Raw genomic sequence first — 13,012 nt, 5'->3', positions numbered from 1 at the left:
GTGACCACCGAGGCGGACAGCCCCGGATCCCGCAGCAGCGTCGGATTCTTCAGGTCCCGTCAGTTCCTCTTCCGCACCGCAGGCAGTGTTGCGGGCGGCCTGCTGATGTGGGCTGCGTTCCCACCTCGAAACCTGTGGTTCCTGGGCATCGTGTCCCTGGCTTTTCTCGCCGGCTCGCTCGGCGGCGTGGTCCGCTTCCGTGAAGGTTTCTGGTATGGCTTCGTCTACGGGTTGGCCTTCTTTCTGCCGTTGCTCCCGTGGATCGGCGTCTACGTCGGACCGCTGCCGTGGGTCGCGCTGGCCATCGTGCTGTCTCTGTACACCGGGCTGTTCGGGATCCTGGCGGTGCGGACGACCACCTTGCCTCTGGGGCCGCTGTGGTTTGCGATCACCTGGGTCGCAGTCGAATGGGCACGGTCATCGTTTCCTTTCGGTGGTTTCCCGTGGGGAAGGGTGGCGTTCGGACAGATCGGCGGCCCGATGCTCTCGCTGGCCTCCATCGGTGGAGCGCCACTGGTGTCGTTCGGGGTCGCGCTGACCGGCGCTGCGCTCGCGGCGCTCGCAGGTGCGCTCGTCCGTGACCCGCGCCGTTGGCGGGCGGTGATCCCGGCGACCGCGCTGGTGCTGCTGGCACCAGTGGTCGCCGCAGCGCTCTGGCCCTCGGTCGACGGCCGCAACACCTCGGACGACACCATCACGGTTGCCGCGATCCAGGGCAATGTGCCCAGGCTCGGGCTCGACTTCAACTCACAGCGCCGTGCCGTACTCGACAACCACGTGCGAGAGACGATGCGGCTCGCCGAAGCCGTCAAGGCAGGAGACTCGCCCCAGCCCGACATCGTCTTGTGGCCGGAGAACGCCTCCGACATCGATCCGACCGCGAACTCCGATGCTGCAGCTGAGATCACTGCGGCGTCCATCGCCATCAATGCCCCGATCATGGTGGGCACACTGGTGCGCAACCCCGACGGACGACCGACCAACACCGTGCTCGTCTGGGACGGGCGGCTGGCAGCAGACGGACAGCAGATCCGCGGTCGATACGACAAGCACATCATTCAGCCGTTCGGTGAATACCTGCCGTGGCGAGGCTTCTTCACGCACTTCTCCTCCTATGCGGAACAGGCTGGGAACTTCAAGGCGGGCACCGGTCCCGGTGTGGTCGACGTCGACATCGCGAACGGCCGGCAGGTGACGGTCGGCGTGTCGACGTGCTGGGAGATCGCGTTCGACCGCTCTGCCCGCGGAGCGGTTCAGTCGGGTGCCGAGTTCTTGTCGGTCCCGACCAACAACGCCACTTTCGGCCGGACCCAGATGACGTACCAGCAACTTGCCATGTCCCAGCTCCGCGCCGTAGAGCACGGCCGCGCCGTGGTGGTCTCGGCGACGAGCGGCGTCAGCTCGATCATCGCCCCTGACGGTCACAGCATGTCGCGGAGCGGGTTCTTCGAGCCCGCAGCTCTGGTGAACACGATCCCGCTGAACACCGAGCAGACGATCGCCACCACAATCGGTCCGTGGCCGGAGAGATTGGCCGTACTCTTGGGAATCTGCGCTTTTTTGTACCTGTTGGCGCCAGGCGTTAGGTTCAGGGGATGGTCAAAGGAGGAGCATGGTGACGGGGCCTGAGGACAACTCGCGTGGTACGCGAGCCGTGGTGGGGGCGGACGGGGCCGGCACTCTGGTGATCATCCCGACGTTCAACGAAATCGAGAACCTGCCGCTGATCGTCAAGCGGGTACACGCGGCGCAGCCCGCCGTTCACATTCTCGTCGTCGACGACAGCAGCCCGGACGGCACCGGTGAACTCGCCGATCAACTGGCCGAGACCGATGGTGCCGGCCGCATCCATGTGATGCATCGGACCGTCAAGAACGGCCTCGGAGCTGCATACATCGAAGGTTTCAAGTGGGGTCTGGCGCGTGACTACGCCGTGCTCGTGGAGATGGATGCCGACGGCAGCCACGCACCCGAGGAGTTGCATCGTCTGCTCGACCGCCTCAACGAGGGCGCCGACCTCGTGATCGGTTCCCGGTATGTACCCGGGGGCACGGTGGTGAACTGGCCTCGCCGCCGGGAGATCCTCTCCAGAGGTGGCAACGTCTACTCCCGGCTTGCTCTCGGGGTGTCGGTCAAGGACATCACGGGAGGCTTCCGGGCCTACCGTCGTGAGGTGCTCGAGACTCTTGACCTCAGCGCCATCGAATCGCACGGATACTGTTTTCAGGTCGACCTCGGCTGGCGGGTGATCCAAGCCGGGTTCGACGTGGCCGAGGTGCCCATCACCTTCACCGAGCGCGAACTCGGGGAATCGAAGATGAGCGGCAGTATCGTCCGTGAGGCCGCATTCAAGGTCCCACGCTGGGGGTTGGCCCACCGCCTCGGCAAGTTCAGAAAGGCGAAGCGCGCCTGAAATCTCGTCGATGATGCAGGCAGACGTCACCGTCGTTCGGGCAGCCGACCGAGAACATTGGCGCAGCGGGTGGCTCGAGTCACGCCAGTCGTTCCTCGCCACCGGGAACTTTGATCTTGCGGCGGGCGCACACGGAATGTTGATGGTCCACAACGACGACATCGTCGACGCGGGCGAGGGCTTTGACACCCACCAGCATCACAGCGTCGAGATAGTCACGTGGGTGCTCGAGGGAACCCTGGTCCACCAGGACTCGCTGGGGCACTCGGGGTTGATCTACCCGGGACTCGCGCAACGGATGAGCGCCGGTAGTCGGATCATGCACTCGGAGAAGAACGGCGCCCTGCGCCGTGACGGTACGCCGCTCCGCGTCGTGCAGATGTGGCTTCCCCCCGACACCGCCGGCGGCCGGTCGAGTTACGAGGAACTCGACGTGGCGACGGAGCTACGCGACGGTTCGTTGGTGACGGTCGCCTCCGGTATGACGAGGGACCGGAACACTGCTGCAATCGGTATCGGGAACAGTCATGCCGCGCTCCATGTCGCCCGCCTGCGGCCCGGCCAGTCCGTGACGATTCCGGACGCCCCCTACGGCCACATCTACGTGGCCAGGGGAAGGGTTTCGCTCGAAGGCAGCGGCGACCTGGGTGAAGGTGACGCGGTCCGCATGACGGCGACCGGCGGGCATCGCATCACTGCCGCGACGCAGTCTGAACTGCTGGTCTGGGAGATGCAGCGCGGGTTCGCAAGACACAACAAAACGCCGTAGCACCTTCTGGTGCTACGGCGCGTGTCGCCTGTACGTCGACCCTCGACGGGTCGTCGAGACCTAGCTGGAGGTACCGCGGCGACGTGCTTTGAGCAGGTCGAGGCGCTCGGTCAGCAACACCTCGAGCTCATCTTCGCTACGCCGTTCGAGCAGCATGTCCCAGTGCGTCCGCGGTGGCTTGACCTTCTTCTCCTCGGGCTCCGCGCCCTCGAGAATCGTGCCTTCCATACCGTTCTTGCAGGGCCACGTGGACGGGATCTCGGCGTCGTCGGCAAACGGGACGTCGAAGATCTCACCATTGTCGGTGCGGTACTGCACGATGCGGCGCGGTGCGAGGTCATGATCGCGATCGGTCTCGTAGCTCACCGCTCCGAGGCGGCTGCCGCGTAGAACTCGATCTGCCATAACTTCTATCCTCTCGTTGGATTACCTATCCATCTTACGCGCGTCTGGAGACTGACGGCCGCGGGCGGCGGCACCGGCGCCGACTTTCTGTGAATCAGGGTGCCGACGGGCGAAGTGAGACCGGTGTTCGGCCCGGTTGTCACCGATGCGCGCTGCCGCCGAGTACCGTCATCGGATATGGAGCAGGAGGCCGCCCCTCGTCGCAATCGGGCGCGTAACTCGTGTGCGTGGTGCGGCCGCGAGATCGTGGAGTCCGAGATCGGACGCCGCCGCAAGTACTGCAAGCAGTCATGCCGTCAACGGGCGTACGAACAGCGGAGCCTGGTTGCCGGATCGTCCATCCCCGCGGATTCCGTGGTGCTGAGCGCCGGAGAGGCCGACGACCTGATCGAACGGCTGTTTCGCCTCAGATGTGCTGCAGAAGACATTGCCACGGCAGTCGACGAGAACGCGGACAAGAACGAATTGGCAAGCCTGGGTGCCGAACTCGTCGCCCTCGCCAGGGAGGCAGAACGCTGGCGGTAGGACGTCAGGCGTTCGGGTTGGCACCTGAACGCGGCTGGTCACTGCTCAGAGTGGCAACGATCTGCCTGGCCTGCGTGCCGGTCGGATCGATGCGCTCGGCCGCCACCGACCACGGCAGTCCGACCCACGGGTCGTGGGCCCGGGCCTCGTCGGTCACAGGGATCATCATCGTTCGATCCGCGATCGTGCTCACCAGGGGATCGTTGTCGCTGTCGTCGAGGGACCCGGCGAACACGAACGCCCAGCCCAGTTCGCTTCCACGGTCTGCTATCCGCACCAGCCTCGCCAGCGCCGCGACGTCCCACCCGAATGGCAGGTCCGCTATGACCACCACGCGGGTGTCGATGTCATCGACCTCGCGGGCCTGCAGCGCCATCTGCGTGAGATCGATTGATGACTCCAGCACCGACAGCCGGTCGGCGACGGACTCCGGCGCCGTGACCGCGGGTGCGGTGAGCATCGGCATCAGCATCTCCGTCATGGGTGCCAAGGAACCCGTCAGATCGAAGACGTCGATGAGCACTTGTCCACCGGTCGAGCTGTTCCGCATTCCGGGAAACGGCACTCGGGCGGCGACCACCAGTCGTAACACCAGAGAAGTCACCACGGGCAGTACCGGGTCGCCCGCGTCGAGCACCCAGAGCGGTCGAGCGATAGGTGTCGGCACACAGAACGGAAGCCGCAGATCGCCGCGTTCGGGGGCGAACAACTCCCCGATGCGCAGACCACCAACAGACGGAGAGTTCGCGCGGTTCCAGGCGGGTGACGCCCACGATGCCATCGCCGCCGGCAACTGCGGATCCAGGGCAGCCAACTCGGCCATCAACACGGCGGAGTCCGCGTCGAAGCGGCTTCTCGCTGAGGTCACGAGGTCGTCGCACCGCTGTTGCGCGGCGGCCCGCGCGCGGTCGGCGGCCGGGGAGTTGCGTTGTGCGGGATCGGCCAGCAGGTCACCGAGTTCTCTGTCGAGCCGGTCCATCGCGAAACCCTCCGCCTGGACGTAACCGGCGGCCGACCTGGCCGCATCCTCGAACACGACGTGGGCACGCGCGACGGCGGCGCCGTAGTCGGATCCGAGCGTGACCAGCGCAGGCGGCAGATGACCGTCGCCAGTCTGTGGCGCAACAGGTACGGGGTCTGCGGGTGCCCGAGGCGATACGTCCGGCGCATCGTCGACCTCGACGCCGTGTGCGGTCAGCAGCGCCGCGAGCCCGCCCTGATATCCCTGCCCGAGAGCGCGCACTCGCCATCGTCCCGACCGCTGATACAACTCGAAGCACAACAGCGCCGTCTCGCCGTGAAGCGGGTGTAGCGGAAACGAGTACCGGGACTCGTCCGGCACAGCGTCGAGTTCGGCCGTGAGGCCCGACGCCAGGCGCGCCTCGGCATCACCGCTCACCGCACACAACACGATCGCGTCAGGCGGCAACGTCCCCAGATCCACCTCTATGTGGTGGCCCTCGAGTCGAACCCCGGCCGTCTGTGGCTGGTTGTAGAAGACGACGCCATCAGAGTGCCTCGTCCGCAGATCCGGACCGACCACCAACCCGACCAGATCCAGCTCACTCGTGCCACCGGCCACAGAGAACACCACAGTCGATGCCTCCAGCGGTACGTTCTGGCCGCGAACCAACTCGCTCATGACGCGAATGTAGTCATCGGGACTACTTCATGAAGTCGTTCGACAGGAACCGTTGCAGCTGCGGGACGGCTTCTCCGGGATGCTTCGCAGTGATGCCCTCACCGATCGCCTGCAGCTTCCAGGTGCCGTCCTCTCGGAACACCTTTGCCATGACGACGCCGGTGTAGGCCATACCGCCCGCGAGGGTGTACCGGGCGAGCTCGACATTCGTGGTCTGGTCGACCAGTCGGCAGAACGCGTTCTGCAACTGCTCGAACGTCTGGCCCTGATAGGAGGTGACGATGAAGATGATCGCGTTGACGTGCATCGGGACGCGGGTGAGGTCGACCGTGACCACCTCGTCGTCGCCTTCGCCCTCGCCGGTCAGGTTGTCGCCGAGGTGCCGGATCGAGCCGTCTTTGGACGTGAGTTGCCCGTAGTAGGCGACATCGGCGAGCTGGGTGTCGGCATACATGACGGCCGACGCGTCGAGGTCGATGTCGGCGCCGCGGCTCCCGAACATCTTCTTGACGACGACGGGGTCCCACCCGAGCCCCATCTGAATGTTGGTGAGAGCGACCCCACCGTCCTTTTTCAGCGAGACACGCTGCCCCTTCGACAGACTGACGGGTCGGTTCTTGGTGAGACTGACCTCGGGTGGACTGCTGGGTGCCGGAGCGGCGTAACCGGGCTGCTGGTTGTAGGCCGGCTGCTGGTTGGGAGCGGGCTGTTGCGGGGGCGGGTACGCCGCAGGTGGCGGTTGCTGCGGCGGGTAGTTCGGTGCAGCCGGCTGTTGGGGTGGGTAGTTCTGCTGAGGCTGCTGTGGCGGGTGGTTCTGAGGCGGTGCCTGCTGCGCGGGGGGCGCGGAGGGTTGCCGGGAGTAGCTCGGCGGAGGGCTGTTCCGCACCGGTGGCGGCGGTGGGGCTGCGGGGGCGGGTGCGTCGTCGACCGAGACGCCGTGGTCGGTCACCAGTGCTGCGAAACCGCCTGCGTAACCCTGCCCGACTGCGCGGACCTTCCAGTCGCCGCCTCGGCGGTACACCTCGAGTGCGATCACGATCGACTCACTCGACAGGCCATCGATCCGGTATTCGTACAGCGGTTGTCCGCCGCCGCTGACCCTGGCAACCGGCGGTGCCACCGCGCCGAAGGTGCCGTTGTCGAGCGTGATCACGGCTCGCACCTGGCTGATGTCGGCAGGGACGGCTCCCAGCGAGATGGCCAGGGTTCCGATCCCGGCGCCGGCTTGCAGCGACACCCCGGGCCCGTTGGGCTGGTTGAAGAAGACGAAATCGGCGTCGGTCCGGACTTTGCCGTTGTCGGTCACCAGCAACGCGGACAGATCGCCCGCGGTGGCGAGGTCGACGGTGATCTCGACCGTCGCCGCGTTCAGCGGACCGTTTTGCCCTTTGACCAGAGTTGTTGTCATCACCTGAGCCCTTCGTTGGGTGTGGAATTGTCGATGATCGAGCTCCGCTGTGCTTTGTCTGCGCCGACGACACCGGCGACCTGTCGGTCGAAGGCCGATTTGTCCGGTTCGTCGACGTTCACCATTGTGCCTGCCCGCCTCAACAACCATGTCAGCATCTCCTCGGATGCCGCGAGGCCGCGCTCGTCGGTCACCGCCACGTTCGAGTGGCGCCACCCGAGTTCTTCCAGTTCGCCGTGGCGCGGGCGGATGGCGGCGTCGGCGCCGACCAGCATCGGCTGGTCGAGGACACCGTCGCCCGCAGCGTAACTGGACGACGGTACGTGGGGCAGCCGTGTGCGCACCTCGTCGACCGCCAATTGCTTGGTCACCGGATCCGGCATCACGTAGATCTTCCGGCCCTGGCGGGAGACGTTCCAGCCACGTTCCGCGGCCCAGCTCGCCCACGCCGGAACCACCTGCGGGGGAAGCAGTTCCAATTCGACAACGACGTAGCAGAAGAGTCCGTCGGCGATCCGCATCGTGCGGAGCCACGGCGCCCCGGCGGCGTCGGCACCGAGCCGCTCGTACACCGCATCGACCCCGGCGCCCAGCGTGCCGAGCAGGTCCGAGACCTGCCGGGACCAGGCTTCGTCGCGAACACCGTTCACCAGGATGTTGCCCCCGTTGCTGGTGATCGCGAAGCGCGGGGTACCGATCGGCAGCGTGATCCGGCGGTACTGCTCGATGGTGCGGGTGGTCGTCGGTACCACCTCGGCCCTCGCGGCCAATTCGGTCAGCATGGCCATCGCCGCCGGCGACATGAACGATTGCGGTCGTCCTTGATAGATCTCCACACAGCGCGCGGCGGCTGACAGCGCAGCCGCGGCGGCGGGGTCCGCAGCACCCTCGGCGATGGCGGCAGCCGAGTAGATCAAGGTGCGGTCGAGATCGATGGTGGCGAGTGCACGCCCCGGCGACGGTGTCGCCGCGGTGTCGAGTGTGTTCACGAGACCTCTTTCACCAAACCCATACAGCTGTAGGCGAGGTCGGGGACGACCTCGACGGGTACGCCTCGGGCAGTGGCGAGCGCCCGGATGTGCTCGTGCTCGGGATCATCGGCGGTCCGGACCAGGATCATCCAGGGAACCCTGCGCAACAGCACACGGGTGGTCTCGCCGACCCCTGGCTTCACGAAGTTGACCGAAGAGATGCCGTGACTGAGGCGGACCTCCTCGACCGATCGCCATCCGGACCAGGTCGGCGTGCGGTCCGAACGGCGGATCTCGTCTCGACGGGTTGACGCTTCCCCTGTTGCCGAGTCGAATTCGGCGGTCACGGCGTCCAGCAGAACGGCCGACATGTCCTGCCCGGACAGTTCCGCGTAGAACTTGGCGCCGTGGAAGTCGTCAGGACCTATGAAGTCCGCATTCAGCACCGTTCTCGAGATCAGACCGGACACCGTCGAGTTCAGGCATGCCGACGCGATGAGGAAGTCGTCTCGGGTACCGAAGGTGCGCACGCACGCGCCCGGATCCGCGAGCACCGCCAGATCCGGGTTGAACACCGGGCCACCGTCGACCGACAAAGCAGTGAGGGCTTCGGCGAGTTCTCTGGTGATCGCACCCTTCCCGGTCCATCCGTCGACGAACACGACTTTCTCCGGATCATGATGGGCAGCAAGGTATTTCATGGCGTTCGCATCGATCCCCCGGTCGCGGACGATCGACACCGCATAGTGGGGGAGGTCCAGACCGTGGTGGTGCTGGGCCCAGCGACGCATCAACACACCGACCGGTGTTCCCGCCCTGGCCAGAGACGCCAGCACCACGTCGGTACCGCGTTCTGCGAGAACGAGTTCTGTCACCGCACCCACTGCGACAGCCAGGCGATGCGCACTGTTTGCCAACACTCGCCCGAACAACTCCTGGTAGGCGGCATCGGGCTGGAACTCGACGGGCAGCGACTCCGCGTAGTGGGCGAGGCCCGCCTGAATTCGTCGCTCCCGCGCAGCCACGTCACCTTCGAGCGCCACCGAGGAGAGGTCCTTGAGGAGCCACTTCACCTCGTCGGGGCCATAGCTGCCGAAGTCGGGTCCGGTGAGTGGACGCGGGGACACCCTGATGTCGCGACCGGAACTCATGGCGTCTCCCTCGCTGCACGGAGGGCGAGGTAATCGGTCCCCGGCACGACCACCAGCAAGACATCGATCCCGGCGCCGCTGAGGGTGTCGAGCAGTCCATCCGTTGCCGTCAGCGCTTCGGTATCGGCGGGCGAATCGATGATCATCACCAATCTCGCTCCGGGATCGTCATGAGTTGCGTTGTACAGGTATCGATCTCGTGCCTCATCTGGTTCGGGCGCAATGAAGTGGTACCCGCGTCGCAGCGGATAGTTCGGGTGGTCGATCACGTGTGCGGGCGATCGAGTGGTGGTTTGACTCAGGATCGGGGCTTCGACGAACTCGGCTAGACTCCCGGCCACCCTTTGAGGCAGATACATCAGTTCCTCGTGTCCGACCACGACGATCGACCTGGTCGGATCCAAGTGCCCTGCCACGACCCCGGCCACCTCGGACACGGCCTCGTCGAACTGTGGCCAATCGGCCCGCCGAAAACCGTGGCGACCACCGTCGGGAATCGATGCCGGCCACGGTACCTCCAGTCGCTGCACCGATCCTGGGCGCAGGGGAGTCGGGGGAGGTGTTGCAGCCGGCAACCCGACAACCCTTGCGGGCAGGCCTGCTGGAATCTGGCTTCTACCGCGGGCCAGACTGACGAACTCGACCTCGGTGCCGAGTTCTTCCGCGCGCCGACGACACCGCGTGATGTCTTCGTCGGTACGCATGTCGACCAGCGATGCCACCATGTACAGCGATCGGTGGTGTATGCGCTGCATCGATGAGATCGCGTCCAGGGCCGTCGCGCCCGTGGAGATCTCGTCGTCGACGAGCACCACGGGCAGATCGGTGTACAGGTGATCCGGGTCCGTGGGCACGATCAGGTGATCGGTGGCGTGCGAGTGACCCTCTTCGAAACGAGCGACCACCGGAGCCGCGGAGTTCCCGCGCCGGGTCGACTGCAGGTAGTGTCCGGCATCCATCTGGTGCGCGACAGCATGTCCCAGGCCTGTGGCGGTCTCGGCGAACCCGAAGACCAGACAATCGCCGAGCCCATGTACGCCCAGGGCGGCAGTCGCCAGTACGCCGAGATCGGCTGCGGCTGCGAAGATCACAGCGGGCGGAACAGGTATGTGCTTACCGAGCACCGTGGACACCCAGAGGTGAGCCCGTTTCGGGTTGCGCCGAAGACCCGGGCGAACCAGGTCTTCGACACGCCAGCCGTTGACACCGGACACGTGCTCGGCATCGAGCCCGAAGTGTTCGCGTGCATACGCCTCGGTACCCGGAGCCGCGCGGTTGCCGGCGATCATCGAACCACCACGGCCGTCAGCAGATCGACCACACCGATGTCGGGTTGCAGCACTCCGAATGCCTGGGACCGGATGAGTGTCTTGATCGCCCAGTTCCGATGTGGGCGGCGCTCGTTCATCTTGTTCCGGTAGGCCGAAGCCAGCACACCGCCCGTGTCGTCGACCCCCAGCACCGCAACAGCATCGTCGTACTCTTCGTGTGGCACTGCGCTCATCGCGTGCACGACGTTCACGTGCGATGGGTGGATGACGGTCTTGCCCTGCAGGCCGTTCGCACGGTCGAGAACCAACTCGCGTAGCAGGCCATCGAGATCACGACTGACCAGATGCGTCCGGAAGCGGACCGCATCGATCTCCTCGAAAGGCGTGTGGCGCAGCAATGGCCGGAACATCCGGTCGTGGGTGTTGTAGTACTCCCACACCGGCCCCGTGATCGTGTAGCCGGTGCCGTCGGCCCTACCGAGCACATTGACGATGGCACTGATGACCTCGGCGACCGGGTGGACGTCATAGATGGTCAGGTCGGGATCGCGCCGGATACCGAGCGCACCACACATGTCGGTGCCCCCGATCCGGACGGCCAGGATCTTGCTCCGATGTTTGTCGAGCACCTGCCTGATCGACTCCAGCGCAGCGGTGCGGGTTTCGAGATGGAGAACGGACGTCGACTCGATGATCGGCATCGCGTACAGCACCCGGCCGACCTGTGCCTGTGCGGCGTGGATCCGGTTCAGGTAGTCGTCACCGTCCACCCCGGTGAACTTCGGGAGGACGAACCCGGCAAGGTTGTCGACGCCGCCGCCGAGCCGTCCGAGCAATTCATCTATCTGCGCAGGGCGCCGCACCCGGACGAACAGCAGTGGCGCCGCCTTGCGACCGGCCGCAAGTTCGTCGAGTGCGTTGGTGAGGTTGGTGATGGCCGCGTCGACGTCCCCGTCGGCGATTGCGTCTTCGAGGTCGATGACCATCGACGTCGAACCGCTCCGGCGCTGTCGCAGGATCAGTTCGGCGAGTCGTTCTCGGCTCGCAGGAATGTACAGCGTTGCGCCCAGGGCGACACTGAGCAGTTCCGGAGGTGCGTCCATCCCGATCGGTTCGGGAACGCGAAAGAACAGTCGTTCGCGGTCTGCGTCGTCGAGGGCGGTGAAGTGCTGCAGTTGCTTCGTCCTTGCGCTACCGGCGGCGTTCGAGTCTGTCGTCACCGTCTGGCCTCGTCCTTCATCTTGCTCACTACTCCGGACACGAAGTCGGAGATGGCGCGCAGGTCCACCAGATACCCCCAATAATCAGGATGCCGACCGGTCAGGGCTGCCACGGCCCGGTCGACTCTCAAAACCTGTGCATCCAGAACCGATCCCCATTGTTTGACCACACCGAGGTTGACGGCGAGCAATTGAGCGTCCCGGATCTGGAACCGAACCCTACCGGCAGCTGCAGGCGGATCCTGCTGAACAACCCGAAGTTCATTCAAACGATCAGTGACCCCGTCCACCAATTCCTCGGCCTCCGACAGGTGTGCTCGAGCCCGGGTGACGGCCGCGAGCGCAGCTTCGGGATCTGATCTCAGTGCGCTTGCGGCCGAGTCGATCTCGCTGGAGGCGAGTTCGAGATCCTGTGCACTGCGGCGTTCATGACCGACGAGGTCGCGAGAGCACTGGGCGCTGAATTCGCGGAGCAGCGCGGAGTACGCCTCAGGCATCCTGGCGCTCCTGTTCTGGACCGCCGACAAGCGGGTTCGGACCGACGCAAGCGCCGCGCGCGCGTCCTCGGCCTTGCCCGGAGCTGCAGCGATGGCCTGTTCCAGCTTCTTGACGGCCTCGCCGAGCGCTGCGGTCTTGGCCCGGAGGTCCGCCCGGTCGCCACCTCCCTGGGAGACAGCCAGCTGGGCGGACTCGAGTTCGGTGAGACATTGATCATGTTGTTGAACAGCAGTTTTCACGGAGGTGTACGCCAGTTGATCGGCAGGTAGCGAAGCAAGCCGATCAGCGAGGCGATCAGAATCGGAACGCACGCGAGCCGCTTCATCAGGTACTGCTGCATACGAGACCCTGGCGTGCTCGAGCTGGGTCGAGTGGCGTTCGTAGAATTGGTCGAGCGCGCGGATCGAATCGGTGATCATGGACATCGTGCGCTGATAGTCGGCCAGGGGTGCCGGCGGCCTGTCGGTTCCGCTCAGGGTCAGGTAGTGGTTGATCGTCTCGTAGCAGGAGTCTCGGATGGGGACGAAGGCGCGCACCAACTCGCCACCTGTGCCCAGCACCTCGGCAGCCGCGACAGAATTACTGATGATCGACAGGCGCTGATCGAGCTGGAGAAACGCAGTGACCATGTCGTTTCGAGCACGTTCGACGGCGCCAGTGGATCCGCCACCGGCGCTACGGTCATCTCGTCGAAACCAGCCCCTGGCCACACCGCGCATCCTACTGGGATGACGGGGAC

The 13,012-nt window shown here is 65.5% G+C and carries 12 protein-coding genes; 4 read left to right on the top strand and 8 right to left on the bottom strand.

Going from position 1 to position 13,012, the window contains the following annotated elements; translation table 11 throughout:
* The 3 genes from lnt to BH683_RS03470 are packed head-to-tail and all read left to right on the top strand — an operon-like array spanning position 1 to position 3,182.
* Positions 1-1,629 carry an apolipoprotein N-acyltransferase gene (gene lnt / locus BH683_RS03480; RefSeq protein ID WP_246833171.1) on the top strand — a complete coding sequence of 543 codons (1,629 nt, stop codon included), beginning with the start codon at positions 1-3 and terminating at the stop codon, positions 1,627-1,629.
* Positions 1,630-1,684: 55 nt separating this feature from the next.
* On the top strand, positions 1,685-2,413 hold the full coding sequence (locus BH683_RS03475) for a polyprenol monophosphomannose synthase (protein ID WP_084834896.1): 729 nt from the start codon (positions 1,685-1,687) through the stop codon (positions 2,411-2,413).
* A 13-nt stretch (positions 2,414-2,426) separates the two neighbouring features.
* On the top strand, positions 2,427-3,182 hold the full coding sequence (locus tag BH683_RS03470; protein ID WP_084834878.1) for a pirin family protein: 756 nt from the start codon (positions 2,427-2,429) through the stop codon (positions 3,180-3,182).
* A 60-nt stretch (positions 3,183-3,242) separates the two neighbouring features.
* On the opposite strand, the gene BH683_RS03465 is transcribed toward BH683_RS03470, so the two are convergent.
* Positions 3,243-3,587, bottom strand: a complete 345-nt coding sequence (locus BH683_RS03465) for an RNA polymerase-binding protein RbpA (RefSeq protein ID WP_084834877.1) — start codon at positions 3,585-3,587, stop codon at positions 3,243-3,245.
* A 177-nt stretch (positions 3,588-3,764) separates the two neighbouring features.
* On the opposite strand from BH683_RS03465, the gene BH683_RS03460 reads away from it, so the two are divergent.
* Positions 3,765-4,112 (top strand): hypothetical protein, encoded by a 348-nt coding sequence (locus BH683_RS03460; RefSeq protein WP_084834876.1) that lies wholly within the window; start codon positions 3,765-3,767, stop codon positions 4,110-4,112.
* A 4-nt stretch (positions 4,113-4,116) separates the two neighbouring features.
* On the opposite strand, the gene BH683_RS03455 is transcribed toward BH683_RS03460, so the two are convergent.
* From BH683_RS03455 to BH683_RS03425, 7 genes are read right to left on the bottom strand one after another with little or no spacing between them, the layout of a single operon-like run.
* Positions 4,117-5,754, bottom strand: coding sequence for a TerD family protein (locus tag BH683_RS03455; RefSeq protein ID WP_084834875.1), 1,638 nt, complete (start codon positions 5,752-5,754; stop codon positions 4,117-4,119).
* A 22-nt stretch (positions 5,755-5,776) separates the two neighbouring features.
* Positions 5,777-7,162 (bottom strand): TerD family protein, encoded by a 1,386-nt coding sequence (locus tag BH683_RS03450; protein WP_084834895.1) that lies wholly within the window; start codon positions 7,160-7,162, stop codon positions 5,777-5,779.
* A complete protein-coding gene (locus BH683_RS03445) occupies positions 7,162-8,151 on the bottom strand; it encodes an HAD family hydrolase (RefSeq protein WP_210405153.1) in 990 nt (329 codons plus the stop codon). The genes BH683_RS03450 and BH683_RS03445 overlap by 1 nt, the downstream gene beginning before the upstream one ends.
* On the bottom strand, positions 8,148-9,284 hold the full coding sequence (locus BH683_RS03440) for a cysteine protease StiP family protein (protein ID WP_084834874.1): 1,137 nt from the start codon (positions 9,282-9,284) through the stop codon (positions 8,148-8,150). The genes BH683_RS03445 and BH683_RS03440 overlap by 4 nt, the downstream gene beginning before the upstream one ends.
* Entirely contained in the window at positions 9,281-10,573 is a 1,293-nt protein-coding gene (locus tag BH683_RS03435) for a phosphoribosyltransferase family protein (RefSeq protein WP_084834873.1), read from the bottom strand. The genes BH683_RS03440 and BH683_RS03435 overlap by 4 nt, the downstream gene beginning before the upstream one ends.
* Complete coding sequence (locus BH683_RS03430; RefSeq protein WP_094647221.1) at positions 10,570-11,775, bottom strand: HpcH/HpaI aldolase/citrate lyase family protein; 1,206 nt, start codon at positions 11,773-11,775, stop codon at positions 10,570-10,572. Before BH683_RS03430 ends, BH683_RS03435 begins: the two co-directional genes overlap by 4 nt.
* Entirely contained in the window at positions 11,772-12,902 is a 1,131-nt protein-coding gene (locus tag BH683_RS03425) for a hypothetical protein (protein ID WP_084834872.1), read from the bottom strand. Before BH683_RS03425 ends, BH683_RS03430 begins: the two co-directional genes overlap by 4 nt.
* Positions 12,903-13,012: the final 110 nt, after the last annotated feature.

Source organism: Williamsia sp. 1138, from assembly GCF_002095435.2.
GTDB lineage: Bacteria > Actinomycetota > Actinomycetes > Mycobacteriales > Mycobacteriaceae > Williamsia.
The sequence above is the reverse complement of the archived record's forward strand: the minus strand, read 5'-3'. Positions and strand labels throughout refer to the sequence as shown.

Coding starts and splice junctions, on each gene's coding strand:
- BH683_RS03435 (WP_084834873.1), bottom strand. CDS start 10,573: ATGATCGCCGGCAACCGCGCGGCTCCGGGTACCGAGGCGTATGCACGC.
- BH683_RS03455 (WP_084834875.1), bottom strand. CDS start 5,754: ATGAGCGAGTTGGTTCGCGGCCAGAACGTACCGCTGGAGGCATCGACT.
- BH683_RS03450 (WP_084834895.1), bottom strand. CDS start 7,162: ATGACAACAACTCTGGTCAAAGGGCAAAACGGTCCGCTGAACGCGGCG.
- BH683_RS03460 (WP_084834876.1), top strand. CDS start 3,765: ATGGAGCAGGAGGCCGCCCCTCGTCGCAATCGGGCGCGTAACTCGTGT.
- BH683_RS03465 (WP_084834877.1), bottom strand. CDS start 3,587: ATGGCAGATCGAGTTCTACGCGGCAGCCGCCTCGGAGCGGTGAGCTAC.
- BH683_RS03440 (WP_084834874.1), bottom strand. CDS start 9,284: ATGAGTTCCGGTCGCGACATCAGGGTGTCCCCGCGTCCACTCACCGGA.
- BH683_RS03470 (WP_084834878.1), top strand. CDS start 2,427: ATGCAGGCAGACGTCACCGTCGTTCGGGCAGCCGACCGAGAACATTGG.
- BH683_RS03425 (WP_084834872.1), bottom strand. CDS start 12,902: ATGGTCACTGCGTTTCTCCAGCTCGATCAGCGCCTGTCGATCATCAGT.